This is a genomic window from Bradyrhizobium sp. Leo78 (assembly GCF_059512425.1).
Genome location: NZ_JCAMOT010000009.1, coordinates 117,190 through 134,855, shown reverse-complemented (window position 1 = coordinate 134,855; position 17,666 = coordinate 117,190). Strand labels below are relative to the sequence as shown.

At 63.8% G+C, this 17,666-nt stretch carries 16 protein-coding genes and 1 tRNA gene; 14 read left to right on the top strand and 3 right to left on the bottom strand.

The window, feature by feature from the left end; all coding sequences use genetic code 11:
• The first annotated feature begins 13 nt into the window (after positions 1-13).
• The 3 genes from AC5ZG1_RS14395 to AC5ZG1_RS14385 are packed head-to-tail and all read left to right on the top strand — an operon-like array spanning position 14 to position 1,839.
• A complete protein-coding gene (locus AC5ZG1_RS14395; RefSeq protein ID WP_496133241.1) occupies positions 14-550 on the top strand; it encodes a YbjN domain-containing protein in 537 nt (178 codons plus the stop codon).
• Between the two features lie 51 nt (positions 551-601).
• Entirely contained in the window at positions 602-1,048 is a 447-nt protein-coding gene (locus AC5ZG1_RS14390; RefSeq protein WP_456641803.1) for a hypothetical protein, read from the top strand.
• 35 nt (positions 1,049-1,083) lie between these two features.
• The gene (locus AC5ZG1_RS14385) at positions 1,084-1,839 is read left to right on the top strand and encodes a lytic transglycosylase domain-containing protein (protein ID WP_456641855.1); all 756 of its coding nucleotides are present in this window, start codon (positions 1,084-1,086) and stop codon (positions 1,837-1,839) included.
• A 105-nt stretch (positions 1,840-1,944) separates the two neighbouring features.
• Here AC5ZG1_RS14385 and AC5ZG1_RS14380 read toward each other — a convergent pair.
• Positions 1,945-2,018 (bottom strand) — tRNA-Gln (locus AC5ZG1_RS14380).
• A gap of 544 nt (positions 2,019-2,562) precedes the next feature.
• Here AC5ZG1_RS14380 and AC5ZG1_RS14375 point away from each other — a divergent pair.
• The 5 genes from AC5ZG1_RS14375 to AC5ZG1_RS14355 all read left to right on the top strand — a co-directional run bounded on the left by AC5ZG1_RS14375 (position 2,563) and on the right by AC5ZG1_RS14355 (position 7,324).
• Complete coding sequence (locus tag AC5ZG1_RS14375) at positions 2,563-3,816, top strand: ABC transporter substrate-binding protein (RefSeq protein WP_496133240.1); 1,254 nt, start codon at positions 2,563-2,565, stop codon at positions 3,814-3,816.
• Positions 3,817-3,998: 182 nt separating this feature from the next.
• Positions 3,999-4,862 (top strand): branched-chain amino acid ABC transporter permease, encoded by an 864-nt coding sequence (locus AC5ZG1_RS14370; RefSeq protein WP_496133239.1) that lies wholly within the window; start codon positions 3,999-4,001, stop codon positions 4,860-4,862.
• Positions 4,862-5,854, top strand: a complete 993-nt coding sequence (locus tag AC5ZG1_RS14365; RefSeq protein ID WP_130227786.1) for a branched-chain amino acid ABC transporter permease — start codon at positions 4,862-4,864, stop codon at positions 5,852-5,854. The genes AC5ZG1_RS14370 and AC5ZG1_RS14365 overlap by 1 nt, the downstream gene beginning before the upstream one ends.
• Positions 5,844-6,611 (top strand): ABC transporter ATP-binding protein, encoded by a 768-nt coding sequence (locus tag AC5ZG1_RS14360; protein WP_496133238.1) that lies wholly within the window; start codon positions 5,844-5,846, stop codon positions 6,609-6,611. The genes AC5ZG1_RS14365 and AC5ZG1_RS14360 overlap by 11 nt, the downstream gene beginning before the upstream one ends.
• Entirely contained in the window at positions 6,608-7,324 is a 717-nt protein-coding gene (locus tag AC5ZG1_RS14355; RefSeq protein WP_496133237.1) for an ABC transporter ATP-binding protein, read from the top strand. Before AC5ZG1_RS14360 ends, AC5ZG1_RS14355 begins: the two co-directional genes overlap by 4 nt.
• 107 nt (positions 7,325-7,431) lie before the next feature.
• On the opposite strand, the gene AC5ZG1_RS14350 is transcribed toward AC5ZG1_RS14355, so the two are convergent.
• Entirely contained in the window at positions 7,432-10,584 is a 3,153-nt protein-coding gene (locus AC5ZG1_RS14350) for an efflux RND transporter permease subunit (protein ID WP_496133236.1), read from the bottom strand.
• Complete coding sequence (locus AC5ZG1_RS14345; protein WP_496133235.1) at positions 10,581-11,750, bottom strand: efflux RND transporter periplasmic adaptor subunit; 1,170 nt, start codon at positions 11,748-11,750, stop codon at positions 10,581-10,583. The genes AC5ZG1_RS14350 and AC5ZG1_RS14345 overlap by 4 nt, the downstream gene beginning before the upstream one ends.
• A gap of 168 nt (positions 11,751-11,918) precedes the next feature.
• Between AC5ZG1_RS14345 and AC5ZG1_RS14340 the strand changes: the two genes are divergently transcribed.
• The 6 genes from AC5ZG1_RS14340 to exbD all read left to right on the top strand — a co-directional run bounded on the left by AC5ZG1_RS14340 (position 11,919) and on the right by exbD (position 17,661).
• Positions 11,919-12,377: a MarR family winged helix-turn-helix transcriptional regulator gene (locus AC5ZG1_RS14340; RefSeq protein WP_496133234.1), complete on the top strand. Its 459-nt coding sequence runs from the start codon at positions 11,919-11,921 to the stop codon at positions 12,375-12,377.
• Between the two features lie 104 nt (positions 12,378-12,481).
• On the top strand, positions 12,482-12,718 hold the full coding sequence (locus AC5ZG1_RS14335) for a hypothetical protein (protein ID WP_130227792.1): 237 nt from the start codon (positions 12,482-12,484) through the stop codon (positions 12,716-12,718).
• A gap of 229 nt (positions 12,719-12,947) precedes the next feature.
• Positions 12,948-15,500, top strand: coding sequence for a TonB-dependent receptor (locus AC5ZG1_RS14330; RefSeq protein WP_496133233.1), 2,553 nt, complete (start codon positions 12,948-12,950; stop codon positions 15,498-15,500).
• A gap of 11 nt (positions 15,501-15,511) precedes the next feature.
• Positions 15,512-16,201: a Fe2+-dependent dioxygenase gene (locus AC5ZG1_RS14325; protein WP_496133232.1), complete on the top strand. Its 690-nt coding sequence runs from the start codon at positions 15,512-15,514 to the stop codon at positions 16,199-16,201.
• Positions 16,198-17,187 (top strand): tonB-system energizer ExbB, encoded by a 990-nt coding sequence (gene exbB, locus AC5ZG1_RS14320; RefSeq protein WP_130227795.1) that lies wholly within the window; start codon positions 16,198-16,200, stop codon positions 17,185-17,187. Before AC5ZG1_RS14325 ends, exbB begins: the two co-directional genes overlap by 4 nt.
• A 3-nt stretch (positions 17,188-17,190) precedes the next feature.
• Entirely contained in the window at positions 17,191-17,661 is a 471-nt protein-coding gene (gene exbD / locus AC5ZG1_RS14315) for a TonB system transport protein ExbD (RefSeq protein ID WP_028164594.1), read from the top strand.
• Positions 17,662-17,666 lie beyond the last annotated feature (5 nt).

Genomic DNA, 17,666 nt, shown 5'->3' with positions numbered 1-17,666 from the left:
TACGGAGTTTTCCATGTCCGACGCCACGATCACCAAACTGACGCTCGACAGCCTGCGCGAACTGTTTCAGCTCGCCGGCTATCGCGTCGAGACCCTGACCGACCCGGTCGCCAACATCTCCTACCTGCGCTCCGGGACCAATGGGCTTGCGTTCGACGTCCGTCCCGGAAACCGGATCGCCGGCGACGAGCAGAGCTTCATCGACGTCGCCCTCATCGCCGTGTTGCAGGTGCAGGGCGAACTGCCGCTTGACCTGGTCAATCGCTGGAATGCGACCCGCCGGTTCGCGTGCCTGCAGCTCAGCCCGCCGTTCCTCGCTCTGTCGCTCGATTTCTCGGTGGCGGGCGGCGTGACGCAGAACAATCTGCGGGCGCAGATCGAAATCTGGGATCACCTGGTGCAGCAGCTCGTGGCCTATCTGCGCGAAGAACTGGCCAATCTGGCAAAGACCAAGGCGCCGAATACGCCGGCTGCGGGCGCGGCTGTGCAGGCGCCGGCGGCGGATCGCGACCGCGTCGCCGAGGCTGACGTGCCCCACACGGTTCAGTAACCGCGCCAGATGCGGATGAAGGCCGTTATTCATACCGGCGGAAGCCGCATCTTGTGGCGACGACGGGGCGCGCGCTGGCTCGGCGCGCTTGCCGTCTTGCTCGGGGCCAAGCTGATCTCGGTCAAGGCCGCAACCGACGTGGATGGCAGGCTGAACGCGGCCCCAGCGCCGGCGGCCTGGCGGGACTTCGCCAAGCGCCTGCAGCTTCGATTGCAGGAGCGCTTGGCGACGGAATCGACGCCGGCGCTCCGCTTCCATGACGCAGTCGCAAGGCGCGCCTCCGATGCCAGGGCGGCGTCCCCGTCGATTATCGTGCGCGTATGGGTGATGCCCGATGGCAAAGTCCAGCGCATTGAGTTGGAAGGCCTCGACGACGACGCCTCGCATGATCTGTCCACGCTTCTGATCGGCGATGGCGTCGGCAGCACGCCGCTCGATATGCCGCAGCCGCTGCGCATGCGGCTCTCGTTGCGTCCGAAGACACGCGTGGAGGATTGAACGTGCCGGCACCGGCATCGCAGCGATGGCGCGGCTTGGTGGCGGCGATGGCGGTACTATCCGCCGCGTTCATGACGGCTGCCGGCCGGGCGGAGCCAGCCGCGAACGATGCGAGTTTCGCCATCCGTTACGCCGCGATCGAGATGCCTGCGGACACGGCTCCCGCACCGGGCCCGCCGTCTGCCGGACCGCTGGCTGGTGCTTCAGCTCCGGCCAAGCCCCAATCGCCGATGAACCGCAGCGACGCGCTGGCCTACTACCGCGCGCTGATCGAGAAGGAGGCCGGGCGGCAGGGACTGGCGCCGGCCATTGCCGAGGCGGTGATGGCGGTGGAGAGCGGTTACAACCCCGGCGCAATCGGCGGTGTCGGCGAAATCGGGTTGATGCAGATCCTGCCGTCGACGGCGCGCATGTTGGGCTTCACGGGAAGCAATGCCGAGCTCGCGATGCCCGAAAACAACATCCGTTACGGGGTGACCTACCTTGCGCAGGCATGGCGTCTTGCCGGCGGCGACCTTTGCAGAGCGACGATGAAATATCGCGCGGGCCACGGGGAGACGCGCTTCTCCCATCTCTCGGTCAATTACTGCCTCGCGGTCCGCGCCAAGCTCTTCGCGCGCGGATTTCCCGTCACCGGCAGCGTCCCGGTGGCAACCTTCGGCAAGCCGGCGGGGGTAGGCGGCGGCTGCGGAAAGAAATGTCTTGGCACAGCCGGCATCGGCCGCGTCGATCTCGCAGGGCTCAATACGAGGCTCAGCACACTCGTGATGCAGGTGCGCGGCGGGAGGTGAGGGGTGCTGGGCATGGATGGCGTTGGAGCGACAGCGCTATGAGCCGTCCATAGACCGCGGTGAAAAGCCGGTTTCAGATCAAGCTGTTGGTGGGATTGCCTAGTCTGGCTGGGGAACCTGGATTCGAACCAAGACAAACAGAGTCAGAGTCTGTTGTGCTACCGTTACACCATTCCCCAAGAATTGCTCAACGGCATCAATAGCTTAAGTCTATAGCCGGGGCAACTGCCGGCGGGCGGGATCATGGCAAATCGTCGCCTCGCTGCGAGGTCCTTCTACTGTTCGGTCAGGGCCTTGGCAAGCAGGTATGGCGCGTGTTTCCGGGCAAAATGCGGCCGGCCGCAGGTAGGGATCGGCGCAGCGGTTGATTTCGATGCTTCCTTGATTCTTGAAGCGAGGCGGCCGTCGCCATCGGCGGCAACCCTGTAACGACAGCGCTCGGTCACGCCTAACGCGGCGTCACACCCGCAGTGACGTGCCCACCTCACGCTCGAATGCGCACGCCGCACGTGCAGCGCTGAATTGCCTGGCGTTGAAGCAGCGATAGCGCGATCGGCTCGCGTGATGCGCATGCGGACTCGCGCCTGGCTTGGCTTGCCGAGGTCGGGGTGCCATGCGATGCTGGTGTACCAAGAAAATTGGGGGCGGGGGCTGCAACGGCTCGTGCGCTTCCCATGCATAAAAAGTCCGGCATCGGGCAAGGGATAGTGGAGACGTTCGAAGATGAGATTTTCACATGTCATCGGGCTGTTTTCGGCTGCCGTCATGTCGGCCGCGCTGGTGGGCAATGCCGCGGCCCAAAGCAAGACCGTCAAGATCGGCGGCATCTTCCCGATGAGCGGCAATGCGGCGAGCATCGGCGTTCACGTCAAGCATGCGTTCGATGTCGCGCTCGACATCATCAACAACCCCCATCCCGAGCTCGGCAACTTCCCGCTCGCCAAGAATGGCGGCCTCGCAGGTCTCGGCGGGGCCAAGGTCGAGATCGTCTACGCCGATAACCAGGGCAGCCCCGCGACCGGGCAAAACCAGGCGCTGCGGCTGATCACGGAGGAAAAAGTGGTGGCGTTGACCGGCGCCTATCAGTCTGGCATCACGCTGACCGCGAGCGCGATTGCCGAGAAATACAACATCCCCTTCGTCAACGGCGAGTCGGTGGCGCCCAATCTCACCGAGCGCGGCTTCAAATGGTTCTTCCGCGTCACGCCGATCGCGACCGATTTCGCGCGGGTCTATTACGAATTCCTCAACGACATGAAGGCTGCCGGCGCCAAGACCGACAATATCGCGATCCTCCACGACAACACCGAATACGGCGCTTCCGTCGCCAACACCCTCACCACGGCGTTCAAGGAGAAGGGTATCGCGGTTGCGCTCGACGTCGCCTATGCCACCAACGCGACCGACGTGCAGGGCCAGGTGCTGCAGCTCAAGGAGAAGAAGCCCGACGTCGTCATCGCGATCTCCTATACGTCGGATGCGATCCTGTTCGCCAAAACGATGCAGGCGCTCGATTACAAGCCGCCGATGCTGCTCGCCGACGACTCCGGCTATTCCGACCCGTCCTTCATCAAGGCGGTCGGCAAGATCTCGCAAGGCGTCTTCAACCGCTCGTCCTGGAGCGTCGGTCCCGCGGGCTCGCCGACCGCGATCATCGCCAAGATGTACAAGGACAAGAGCGGCGATGACATGGACGATACCGTCGCGCGCCAGATGCAGGCACTGTTCGTGCTGTGCGAGGCGATCGACCGCGCCGGCTCGACGGAACCCGCTAAGATCCAGGCCGCGTTGAAGGCGACCGACCTCAAGCCCGATCAGATCATGATGGGCTACAAGGGCGTCAAGTTCGACGACAAGGGCCAGAACATCCTGGCGTCCGGCCTCATCATCCAGTTGCAGGACGGCGAGAACTACGTCTCGGTCTGGCCGAAGGCGAGCGCCGAGAAGACGCCGATGATGCCCTACAAGGGCTGGTGATGAATTTCTTCACCTCTCCCATCGGGAGAGGTCGATTTGCGCAAGCAAATCGGGTGAGGGGTTACGCTCTGTCGATAACCTGATGCCCTCACCCGGCGCTTCGCGCCGACCTCTCCCGACGGGAGAGGTGGTCAGGGGGGTGACGGCCAAATGATTCAACCAAGAACAATACGCGCACATCCATGACCTTCACGCTTGTTCAGGTGATCGTCGGCGGCCTCTTGCTGGGAGCTGTCTACGCGCTGTTTTCCTCCGGGCTGACGCTGGTCTGGGGCATGATGAACGTCGTCAATTTCGCCCATGGCGATTTTGTCATGCTCGGCATGTATGTCGCGTTCGTCGTCTACACGCTGCTCGGCGGCGGGCCGCTCATCGGCGCGCCGCTTGCGACGCTGTTGCTCGCCACCCTCGGCGTCATCGTCTATTTCGGCCTGATCCGCGGCATCATGAAGGGGCCGATGCTGGCGCAGATCCTCGGCACCTTCGGGCTGGCGCTATTGCTCCGCTATTCAGCGTTCTGGTGGTTTGGCGCAAACTTCCTGTCGCTGCCCGAAAACCTCGTCGGCGGCACCTTCGACATCTTCGGCATCCGCATCCAGGCCTCGCGCCTGCTGGCCGGCGTGGTCGCGCTGGTGGTGACACTCGCCCTGCATCTTCTGCTGACGCGCACCACGCTCGGCTCGCGGATGCTGGCGGTCGCGGAGGATGCGACGGCCGCGCAGCTCATGGGCATCCGGCCCGACAGCATGCAGGCGATCGCCTGGGCGATCGCGGCCGGCGCCACCGGCCTTGCCGGCGCGCTGATCGCAACCTTCTTCTACATCGTGCCGACGGTCGGCGAGACGCTCGGCATCGTCGCCTTCGTCACGGTCTCGCTCGGCGGCTTCGGCAGCGTGCCCGGCGCGCTGATCGCGGGGCTGCTGATCGGCGTGATCGAGTCGCTATCGGGCTATCTGATCGGCGCCGTTTACAAGGACATCGTGGTGTACTCGCTGTTCCTCGGCTTCCTCTGGTTCAGGCCACAGGGCCTGATGGGCAAGACGTGATGCGGCGCACGCTCTGGCTCCTGATCGCGCTTGCGCTGGTGGTCGCTTATCCGCTGGTGTTCACGACGCCGTTCCAGCAACGGCTCGGCGCGCTGGTCCTGCTCTATGCGATCGCAGCCTCGGCGTGGAACATCGTCGGCGGCTACGCCGGCCAGATTTCGGTCGGCCACGTCGTGTTCTTCGGCTGCGGGGCCTACGCCGCGATGGGCGCGTATACGCATTTCGCGCTGTCGCCGCTGGTCGGAATTCCCGCCGGCATCGTCTTTGCCGTGCTGATCGCGGCCGTGATCGGCCGGCCGACGCTGCGGCTGTCGGGCCACTATTTCAGCATGGCGACGATCGCGGTCGCCGAGCTCGCGCGGCTGATCGTTACCAACACCGAATATCTCGGCGCCGCCGTTGGCCTGAGCGGCCCGACCGTGCCGCGCAACGTGTTCGATCTCTCCTTCATCTCGGCGCTGCCATATTACTATCTGTTCCTGGCGGTTCTGATCATCACGCTCGGCATCACCTGGTGGATGACGCGCAGCAGGATGGGCTTCTACCTGCGTGCGATCAAGGATTCCGAGCGCGCGGCGCGTTCGCTGGGCGCGCCTGCGAGCCGCATCAAGCTTTACGCCTACATGCTGAGCGCAGGGCTCACCAGCGTCGCCGGCGCGCTCTATGCGATGATGTTCGGCTTCGTCGATCCGGAGTCCGGGCTCGGCATCCTGATCTCGGTGAAGATCCTGATCATGGCGGCGCTCGGCGGCGCCGGACTATTGTTCGGCCCATTCGTCGGCGCTGCAATCCTGGTGCCGCTCGAGGAAATCTCCAACAGCCTCTTGGGCGGCAAGGGCGCCGGCCTGACCTTCGTCGTCTATGGCGCCATCATCGTGCTGATCGCGCGCTTCCAGCCCGGCGGCATCCTGGCCCTGATCAACCGTCTGTGGGCGAAGCGTCGGGCCAAGCCGATGGAAGAAGGCATCGAAGAGGCCGGCCATGCTTCTTGAAGCGCGCGGGGTCACCAAGGCTTTTGGCAACTTCAAGGCGGTCGATGCGGCCAGCGTCACGCTGGGGCAGGGCGATATCCTCGGCCTGATCGGGCCGAATGGCGCCGGCAAATCCACCTTCTTCAATTGCCTGACCGGCGATCTCGCGCTGACATCGGGCCAAGTGCTGTTCGAGAACCACGACATCACACAGCTGTCGCCGGAGGCGCGCGCACGGCTCGGCTTGGCGCGCACCTTCCAGGTGCCGCAGACCTTCGAGGGCATGACGGTGCTGGAGAACGTGATGATCGGCGCCTTCCTGCGCACGCCGCATCGCGCCGAGGCCGAGACCAAAGCCCGCTCGGTGCTGGAGCAGGTCGGCATGATGCGGCTTGCGGATGCGCCGGCGCGCTCGCTCGGCACGCCCGGCCGCAAGCGGCTGGAGATCGCGCGGGCGCTTGCAACCGAACCCAAAGTGCTCCTGCTCGACGAGGCGATGGCAGGGCTGACGCAGCGCGAGGTGCAGCTTGCGATCGAGCTGGTACGCGACATCCACCGCTCCGGCATCACGCTCGTGATCGTCGAGCACATCATGGAAGTGATCATGTCGCTGGCGAGCCGGGTGATGGTGTTCCACCAGGGCAAGGAGATCGCGCGCGGCAGCCCGCGCGAGGTGACGTCCAACCCGGCCGTCATCGCGGCCTATCTCGGCACCCGCGCCGCCAAGGCTGCCGCCGGCCACACCCCGATCGAGTTGATGGGCGGGCCGGCGACATGACCGGGCCGATCTTGAGCCTCGAACATCTCGAAGTGCGCTACGGCGACCTGATCGGCGTCTCCGACGTCTCGCTGGAAGTGCCCGCGGGCAGCGTGGTCGCGCTGCTCGGCTCAAACGGCGGCGGCAAGACCACGACGCTGAACGCGATCGCTGGCCTGATCCCGGTGCATGCCGGCAGCATCCACTTCAACGGCGAGGCGATCGCAGGCCAGAGCGCGTTCGCGATCGTGCGCAAGGGCCTTGCTTTGTCGCCGGAAGGCTGGCGGCTGTTCGTGCAGCAGAGCGTCGAGAACAACCTTCTGCTTGGCGCCACGCCGCTGCAAGACAAGACGCGCACCAGGACATTGCTCGAGCGGGTCTACGAGATCTTCCCGCGATTGAAGGAACGCCGCAGCCAGCGCGCCGGCACCATGTCCGGCGGCGAGCGGCAGATGCTCGCCGTCGGCCGCGCGCTGATGAGCGATCCGAAACTTCTGATGCTGGATGAGCCGTCGCTCGGCTTGGCGCCGGCCGTGGTGGAGTCGATGTACGAGACGTTCGGCCGGCTGCACCGCGAGGGGCTGACGATCCTGCTTGCGGAGCAATCGATCGAGCTCGCGCTGGAAGTTTCCGACTTCGCCACCGTGCTGCAGGTGGGCAGGAGCGTGCTGTCAGGCACGGCCGCGTCGCTGGCGCAGGACCCGCAGGTGCAGAAGGCATATCTCGGCGGCTGATGCGACCTTGTAGGATGGGTAGAGCGAAGCGAAACCCATCATCTTCTTCGCGGGCGGCAATTGATGGGTTTCGCTTCGCTCTACCCATCCTACGGGCTACGAACAGCTCACTCCGCGGCTTCCTTGACGGAACGCTCTTCTTCGCGCCGATGCTCCTCCTCGTCCTCTTCATCGGTCGAGCTGCTCCAGCCCGCGAACATATTGGAGAGCTTGTCGAGATAGAGGTAGACCACCGGCGTCGTGAACAGTGTCAGCGCCTGGCTCACGATCAGGCCGCCGACCATGGCGTAGCCGAGCGGCTGGCGGATTTCCGATCCTGTGCCGGTGCCGAGCATCAAGGGCACGCCGCCGAGCAGCGCCGCCATCGTCGTCATCATGATCGGGCGGAAGCGCAGCAGCGCTGCCTGCCGGATCGCGGCCTCGGGCTCCAGGTGATCGTCGCGCTCGGCCGCGATCGCGAAGTCGACCATCATGATGCCGTTCTTCTTGACGATGCCGATCAAGAGGATGATGCCGATCAGCGCGATCAGGCTGAAGTCGAAGCCGGCCGCCATCAGGATCGCGAGTGCGCCGACGCCGGCCGAGGGCAGCGTCGACAGGATGGTGATCGGATGGATGTAGCTCTCGTAGAGGATGCCGAGGATCAGGTAGACGACCACGAGCGCGGCGAGGATCAATAGCGGCACAGTGCTCAGCGATTGCTGGAACGCCTGCGCGGTGCCCTGGAAGCTCGAATTCAGCGTCGGCGGCGCACCCATCTCGACCATCGCCTTCTGCACCGAATTGGTCGCTTGTCCCAGCGCCACGCCCTGCGCCAGATTGAAGCTGATGGTGATCGCCGGGAATTGGCCCTGGTGGCTGATCGACAGCGGCCGCACCGGCACGCTGGTCCAGGTCGCAAAGGTCGACAGCGGCACCTGCTCGGCGGTTAGCGGTGACTTCAGATAGATCTTGTTCAGCGTGTCGATACCGGCCTGCAGTTCGGGCAGCACTTCCAGGATCACGTGATAGCTGTTGAGCTGGGTGAAATATTGCGTCACCTGACGCTGGCCGAACGCGTCATACAGCGTGTCGTCGATGAGCTGCGGCTGGATGCCGTAGCGCGAGGCGGTGTCGCGGTTGATCTTCAGTTCGAGCGTGGTGCCGTTGGTCTGCTGGTCGGTCGCGACGTCGCGCAGTTCCGGCAATGTCTGCATCTTCGCGAGAATCTTCGGCGCCCATTCGTTCAGCTCGGCGAGATTGGCGTCCTGCAGCGTGAATTCGAACTGGGTGCGGGTCGGCCGGCCGCCGAGGCGGACGTCCTGCGCCGCCTGCATGAACAATCTGGCACCTTCGACCTGCTCGAGCTTCGGCCGCAGGCGTGCGATGATCTGCTGCGCGTTGGCGGAGCGCTGGTCGCGCGGCTTCAGCGTGATGTACATGGCGCCGTTGTTGCCCGCCCGGCCGCTGCCGCCGATGGCCATGGCCACCGTCGCGACGTCAGGGTCGGCGAGCACGATCTTGCCGAGCGCCTCCTGCTTGCGCTTCATGTCGACGAAGGAAATGTCCTGGTTGGCTTCCGAGGTCGCAGTGATCAGGCCGACGTCCTGCTGCGGGAAGAAGCCCTTCGGGATGACCACGAACAGGTAGACCGACAGGCCGAGCGTCGCGAAGAAGATCATCAGCGTCGTGAACTTCCAGCGCAATGCGAGGTCGAGCACGTTTTGATAACCCCGCAGCATGGCGTCGAAGCCACGCTCGCTCATCTGGTAGAACCGGCCGTGCTTGGTCTCGCCATGGGCCCGCAGGAAGCGCGAGGCCATCATCGGCGTCAGCGTCAGCGACACGAACATCGAGACGAAGATCGTCATCGCCAGCACGACCGCGAATTCGCGGAACAGGCGCCCGATGATGCCGCCCATCAGGAGCAGCGGGATCAGCACCGCGACCAGCGAGATGCTGATCGAGACGATCGTGAACCCGATCTCGCTCGCGCCCTTGAAGGCGGCCGCCATCGGCTTCTCGCCTTCCTCGATATAGCGCGTGATGTTCTCCAGCATCACGATGGCGTCGTCGACCACGAAACCCACGGCGATGGTCAGCGCCATCAGGGACAGGTTGTCCAGCGTGTAGCCGAACACCCACATCAGTGCACAGGCGCCGAGCAGGGCGAGCGGCACGGTCACAGTCGGGATGACCGTGGCCCAGAAGCTGCGCAGGAACACGAAGATCACCATCACGACCAGCCCGATCGTGAGCAGCAGCGTGAATTGCACATCCTCGACCGCGGCGCGGATCGTGGTGGTGCGGTCGCTGATGACGTCGATCTTGATCGCCGGCGGGATCGCGGCGACCAGCCGCGGCAAGGTTGCCTTGATCTTGTCGACGGTGTCGATGACGTTGGCGCCGGGCTGCTTGAAGATGACCAGGAACACGCCGCGCTGGCCGTTGGCCCAGGCCGCCTGCTTGGCGTCTTCCGGGCCGGCGACGGCCTGGCCGATATCGCGGACGCGCAACGGGCCGCCATTGCGGTAGGCGATGATGACGTCGTTCCAGGGGGCCGCCTTCAGGAGCTGGTCGTTGGCGTAGATCGTATAGGCGCGGGTGTCGCCGTCGATATTGCCCTTGGGACTGTCGACGGTGGCGCTGGTGATGGCGGCGCGCACGTCCTCCAGCGACAGGCCCTTTGCCACCAGCTTGGCCGGATCGATCTGGACCCGTACCGACGGCTTCTGTTGACCGCCGATGATGACCTGGGCCACGCCGGAGATCTGGCTGATCTGCTGCGCAAGCTGCGCGTCGACGGCATCGCTCACCTCGGTCAGCGGCAGCGTCTCCGAGGTCGCCGACAGCAGCATGATCGGGGAGTCCGCCGGGTTGACCTTTCGGTAGGTCGGCGGCGACGGCAGGTTCTTCGGCAATTGGCCGCTCGCCGCGTTGATGGCGGCCTGTACGTCGTTGGCCGCGCCATCGATACTGCGATTGAGATCGAACTGGATGGTGATCGATGCGGTGCCGAGATAGCTCGTCGAGGTCATCTGGGCGACGCCGGGGATCTGCGCGAATTGGCGTTCCAGCGGCTGCGCCACCGAGGTCGCCATGGTTTCCGGGCTGCCGCCGGGCAAATTCGCGGTGATCTGGATGGTCGGGAAGTCGACCTGCGGCAGCGGCGCGACCGGCAGCAGCGGATACGCCACGAGGCCGACAAAAAGAATGCCGGCCATCAGCAGCGAGGTGCCGATGGGGTAGCGGATAAAGGGAGCGGAAATGCCGTAGCTCATTCCGGCTTCACCTTGGATTGCGTCGCATCCGAGCTCGCGACCGCGGTGCTGACGAGCGCGCCGGGCGAGACTTTATATTGGCCTGAGGTAATCACCTGCTGGCCTGGCGATAACCCCTCATCGACCACGGATTTGCCGTCGATCGAGTAGCTGACCTTGATCCGGTGCAGCTCCGCCTTGTTCTCCTGGCTGACAGTATACGCGTAAAGCCCGTCCGTGCCATGCTGGACGGCATCGTCGGGAACTACGGTCGCATCCTTCAGCGTCCGCACCAGGAGCCGCGTCGATACCGATTGGCCCGGCCACAGCGCGTGGTCCTTGTTCTCGAACACCGCCTTCAGGCGGATGGTTCCGCTGGTCGTATCGACCTGGTTGTTGATCAGCGCGAGAACGCCGGTGGACAGGAGGCGCTTGCCGTCGGTGGAGTAGGCGATGGTCTTCGGCGGGGAGGCCGCCAGCGCCGCCTTGATGTCAGGCAGTTGGTCCTCGGGCGCGGTGAAAATCACCGCGATCGGCTCGATCTGGGCGATCGAGACGATGCCGGTCTGGGTCGCGGCATTGACGATGTTCCCGACATCGACCTGGCGCAGGCCGGCGATCCCCGTGATCGGCGCTTTGACGGTCGCGTAATCGAGCTGCGTCTGCGCATTCGTGATCGCCGCATCGTCTGCGGCGATCTGCGCCGTCAATTGCGCGACCATGGAGCGCTGGGTGTCAGTCTGCTGGCGCGTGGCGAACTCGCCGAGCCGGGTGAAACGCTGCAGATCGAGCTTGGCGTTGGCGAGATTCGCCTCGTCCTGCTGCTTCTTGGCCGTGGCCTGGTCGAGCGCCGCCTGATACGGGCGCGGATCGATCTCCACCAGGACGTCGCCCTTGTTGACCAGCTGGCCTTCCTGGAAGGCAATCTTCATGATCTGTCCGTCGACGCGGGTGCGGACCTGGACAGTGTTGAAGCCCTGCACGGTGCCGAGGCCGGTCAAATAGACCGGGAAATCGGCGGTTTCGACGCGTGCAATCCGAACCGGGACGGGCGGACGGGCAGCGGCGGCAGTCTTTTGCCCGTCAGCTTTGGTGTGCCCCCCGCCATAGCGCTGCCAGCCAAAATAGCCCGCGGCGCCGACGGCGGCGACCAGCAAGAGCCAGCCTATCGTTCGTGACTTGGACATGCGCGCTCATGGGTTCGGAGACAATTATAGGTGTTTAAAACCGTTCCGGGGAAACCATATAATGCGTCAGCACTTAATGCGTACACACACTAACACTTGAGAATCCTAAACATTTGGAAAGGTTTAGGAGCGCGTTCCTGAAGCCTCGATCCGTCCGTTGAAACCGACATGTCGCTCGATCTGAAACGCCAGCTTGTTTCGCAGCTTGTCGAGAGTTCACGCCTGTTGCGTAACTATATCGACCATCGTGCGAAGACGCGTGGCACCACGCGCGCGCAATGGATCGTGCTGTTCCGGCTGCGGGAGCAGGAGGGGCTGTCGCAGGTCGATCTCGCCGATGTGCTCGAACTGCAGCCAATCTCGCTGGTGCGACTGCTTGACCGACTGGTCGAGCACGGGCTGCTCGAGCGCCGGCCTGATCCGAAGGACCGCCGCACCAACCGCCTGTTCCTCACCGATCGCGGCCGGCAGCTGGTCGACGATCTCGACAGCCTGCGCGATGCGATCGCAACCGACGTGCTGCGCGACATTCCCGATCAGCGGATCGAGGCCAGCCTTCAGACGCTGCGGGACCTCAAGGATCGCATCAAGTCGCTCGGCGAAGGCCCGGACGTTGCGGTGAAATAAAGCACTTCACCTCGCCCGCAAGCGGGAGAGGGAGTTTCTCTCCCGGTTGAATCCGGACTCGATGTCGGTCATATCGCAGCCCGCGAGCGAAATCGGGGTGAGCGATGGACGAGCTGAACGGACGCATGATGGCCTGCCAGATCCTGATCACGGGATTGATCGCGCGCGTTGCCAACGAGCAGAAGGATCCGCTGCGTTTCATCACCGATTTCCGCGACGAGATCAAAGCGGTGGTGAATGGAGTCAATATTGCAGGCGAGAACACCGATCGCGTGCGTCAGGTCGCACAGCGGACGGTGGACGAATTGTTCTCGCTGATGAAGCCGCCGAGCGCCGATTAAGCTTCGTTTACCGCCGAACTGTGCGGTGATTGATTTCGCAGCGGTTTTCCTGCTCTTTAGAATCCTTATTAGAATAGTTTGAAATAATCAGATTAGAAGCGTTCTGATCTGGATCGATTCAAACGAGCGATCGACGCATTCGCGTTGACCCGAAATTTCGTCGCCGATACCACCCGCCCATCGTCGCGTATCAAAGCGCATAGATCAGAATTCATCGCGGGGGCGAGTGATGAGCAACATAAAGACGCCGAGGTCGCTGCGTTTCGAGGTGGCGATCAACTCGGCCGGCGAACGGCTTGAGGGCTACTCGGGCAAGAAAGTGTCGACGGTTGCGGGCCTGATCGCGGTCGCATCGTTTTCCGGCGCCGAAGCGCAACAGCCCAATTTGCCGCCGGTGAATGTGGAAGCGCCCGTGGCGCGGCCGCGGCCGGCCAACACCAAGCCGACACCGGATCAGGTCCGCGCCCGCACCGCACTCAGGCGCGCGTCACGTCGCACGCAGCAGACACGGGTTGCGGCCGTGCCTTATCCCAACGCCGGTGGGCTCAATGCCGATCGCGATCCCTATGCGGATCCTGCCGCGCCTTACAAGGTCGATCGCGTGCAGGCGTCAGGAAAGTTTCCCGAGCCGATCCTGAATACGCCGAAGACGATCACTGTGCTCTCCAGGCAAGTGCTGGACGACAAGAACGCCACCACGTTGCGGCAGGCCGTGCTGAGCACCGCCGGTGTCACGCTCGGCACGGGCGAGGGCGGCAACGCCTTCGGCGACCGCTTCTTCATCCGCGGCTTTGATGCCCGCAACGACATATTCATCGATAGCGTGCGCGACGCCGGCGTCAGCGTCCGCGAGAACTTCTTCACCGAGCAGGTCGAAATCCTGCGCGGCCCCGGCTCTTCATTTGCCGGCCGAGGCACCACCGGCGGCGCCATCAACATCGTCACCAAGCAGGTGACGACGGAGGGCAGCTTCTACAACATGGATACGACGTTCGGCACCGACCGCACCAAGCGCGTCACGCTCGACGTCAACCAGGTGATCAGCCCGACGCTTGCCGTGCGCGCGGGCGGCCTGTTCCAGGACGCGGGCGTTGCCGGCCGTGACTACGTGTCCGATGACCGCGGTGGCGGGTTCGTTGCGGCGAAGTGGACGCCGATCGATGCGGTGAAGGTGACTGCAGGCTACATTCACACCGATATTCACGGCCTGCCGGATTTCGGCGTGCCCTATTTCCGGCCGAGCACCGCGAGCAAGGCAGGCGGCCCGTTCCCGGATTTCGGCGTCAACCGCAACAATTGGTACGGCTTCACCGATCGCGACTTCTCGCAGGTGAAGCAGGATATCGGCACCATCAACGCCGAGGTGCAGGTCACGCCGGATCTTACGCTCAGCAACAAGACCAGGGCCTCGCGCTCGCTGTTGAATTACATCGGCACGCTGCCTGAGGCGCCGGTCCTCAGGAATCCGCTCATTTTCTCGACGTTGTCGGCCAATCCGCAGAGCCGCTATCAGACCACCGATACGCTGGCCAACCAGACCGAGGCCACCTACAAATTCGACACTGGCGGCTGGCGCCATACGGCGCTCGCCGGTGTTGAAGTGTCGCAGGAGCGCTCCAGCATCGACAGGTATACCGGCTTGAGTTCGGAAGCCATTGGCGCGCCGTTCTCGGGCACTGGCTCGGTCACGGGTGTCAGCGTGTTCAACCCGCAATACACATTCCTGCCGTTCGGCACGACCCCGACGCTTGCAGGTCTCCCAACCAAGATCGGAATCGACACTACCAGCGGCTACCTGCTCGACACCGTCAACTACCACGATCTCGTCATCCTCAACGGCGGCATCCGCTACGATGATTACAAGATCAACACGAGCGGCTTCGGCACGGTGAACGGCGTGCCCAACGTGTTCGGGACGCAGTCGGCCGAGTTCGGTCTGCCGAACTTCAATTTGGGCATCGTGCTCAAGCCGCTTCCGATCGCGAGTGTCTACGCGGCCTATGCCACCTCTTCCAATCCCGTCGGTGCTGAGTTCGACGGCACCAGCACGGCGTATGGCGGCCTCTCGCCGGTGCTGAACGGTAACACCAATCAGATCTTCGGTCCCGAGAAGAACACGGCGATCGAACTCGGCACCAAATGGGAGTTGTTCGATCGGCACCTGTTGGTGACGGCGGCGCTATTCCAGACCGAAAAGGATAACGCCCGTGAATCGGTCAATATCACGCCGGCGACCGCCACCGCATCCTGTCCCTATCCCGCGAACACAAGTGGCACCGTGCCCTGCATCAGTGCCGGCGCTGCCTACCGCATCCGCGGCATCGACCTCGGCGTTGGCGGCAAGATCACGGACAAATGGAGCGTGTTCGGCGGACTGGTGCTGATGCAGTCCGAGGTGACGAAATCGCTCGTTCCGCCCGCGAACACGATTCTCTACACCACCAATGTCGGCCTGCCGCTCGCCAACGTCGCGCATCAATCGTTCAGCCTGCTGACGAAGTACCAGCTCACGGACATGTGGGAGATCGGTGGGCAGGCGGTCTACCGTTCCAAAATCTATGGCGGCACGTTCCTCGCGGCGAACCAGGGCACGCAATTGCCGAGCTACTGGCGCTTCGATGCGTTCGCGGAGGCGAAGCTCAACAAGAACTGGAGAGTCAAACTGTTCGTGAACAACATCTTCAACAAGCTTTATTACGACGCGTTGTATCAGAGCCCGGCTCCGTTCGTGCTCGAGGCGCCAGGTCGCGCCGCCTATCTCGTCGTATCGGCACGGTTCTGAAACGACAGGGCATGCTGATTTGCGTTCCGAATGTGCTGAGCAAGACCGATGTGGCTGACTTCCGTCGCATCATGGATGCCAGCGCCTGGGAGGATGGACGTTCGACGGCAGGCGCCGCATCGGCGCTGGTGAAGCGCAACGAGCAGTTGCCGCCGGATAGCGAGGTTGCACGCCAGCTCGGCAACCGCGTGCTGTCGGCGCTTTCGGCCAGTGCGCGCTTCATCTCGGCGGCGATCCCACTTAGAATCTTTCCACCTTTGTTCAACCGTTACGTCGCCACCGACGGTCATCATTTCGGTCTGCATGTCGACAACGCGGTGAGGGGAGACCATCTCACCGGCTTGCGGATACGCACCGACCTCTCGGTCACGCTGTTTTTATCGGAGCCGGATGAATATGATGGCGGCGAGCTCGTCATCGAAGATCTCTACGGCTCGCATGAAGTGAAGCTGCCGGCCGGCGACCTCGTTCTTTATCCTGCTTCTAGTTTGCATCTGGTCACGCCGGTGACGCGAGGCGCGCGGGTTGCGTCTTTCTTCTGGCTGCAGAGCGTGGTACGGGAGGCGCACGCTCGCAGTCTGATCTTCGATCTGGACACCGCTATCCAGGCCTTGGTGGAGCGGCTTGGGCGAGACGATCCCGAGACGGTCAAATTGACCGGCATCTATCACAACTTGATACGCCACTGGGCCGAAGTATGAACATTCTAACTACCCGCGCGACACTTCTTGCACTCTCCGTGCTGACGCTGGTCTCGTTTGCAGCACCGTCGTCGGCGCAGCAGCAGATGGCGCCCGCCGCTCCCGCTCCATCTGCGCCTGTCGCGCAACAGACTGCTCCCGCCGCGCCGCAACCACCGGCAGAGGCGGCGACGCCGGCGCAGTCACCCTCCGCCGCCGCGTCGGTTGCCTCGCAGGGAACTCAAGACGTCAGTGCAGCGCCCGCCGAGGGCGACGGCAAGAAATCGGCGACCATCGCCGGACTGAAGGAACTGTCGCCCTGGGTGATGTTCTGGAATGCCGACATCGTCGTGAAGGCGGTGATGATCGGTCTTGCCTTTGCATCGCTGGTGACCTGGACGGTGTTCATCGCCAAGATGATCGAGCTTACCGTCGTGCAGCGCAAGTTGCGCGCCGCGCTCGCCAAGATCAGCGATGTGCGCTCGCTTGCTGAAGCGCAGTTCGCGCTCGGCGCCAAGGGCAGCGTGCTGTCGACCCTGATCGCCGCGGCGATGCGGGAAGGGCGGCTGTCGGCCGGCATCTCCAGCGACGCCGGCATCAAGGAACGCGCGGCATCGAGCTTTGCCGAGATCGTGCGTGCCGAAGGCCGCCGCATTCGCGTCGGCATGGGCCTGCTTGCGACCATCGGCGCGACCTCGCCCTTCGTCGGTCTGTTCGGCACCGTCTGGGGCATCATGAACAGCTTCATCGGCATCTCGAAATCGCAGACCACCAACCTCGCGGTGGTCGCGCCCGGCATCGCCGAGGCGCTGCTCGCAACCGCGATCGGCCTCGTCGCGGCGATCCCGGCCGTGATCATCTACAATCACTTCTCGCGGGTGACGAAGGGTTATCTGGAACTGGTCGGCCGTGCCTCGGGCGCGGCTGCGCGGCTGCTGTCGCGCGACCTCGACCGCACCAATGTCAGCGTGTCCAGCGGCGCACATTCGCGCACGGCGGCGGAGTAGGCGATGGCTGTCTCGATCGCGGACAATGACGGCGACGACGACGATTTCGCGGAATCGCACGAGATCAACGTCACGCCATTCATCGACGTCATGCTGGTGCTGCTGATCATCTTCATGGTGGCCGCGCCGCTCTCCACCGTGGACCTGCCGATCGATCTGCCGACGTCGAGTGCGACGCCGCAGAAGAAGCCGGATAAGCCGACCTATGTCAGCATCAAGTCGGACCTGACGCTTGCGATCGGCGAAAATGCGGTCAAGCGCACTGAGCTGGTGCATTCGCTCGATACCTTGGCCGACATGAGCAAGGATAAGTATGTATTCCTGCGAGCGGATCGCGCGGTGCCTTACGGCGAGCTGATGGGGGTGATGGAAATCCTGCGCTCGGGCGGCTACAACAGGGTCAAGCTGGTGACGCTCGAAGGTGTTCCCGGCGCGCCTGCCGCACCGCAGGCCGCCGAACCGGCAAAACCTTGACGACG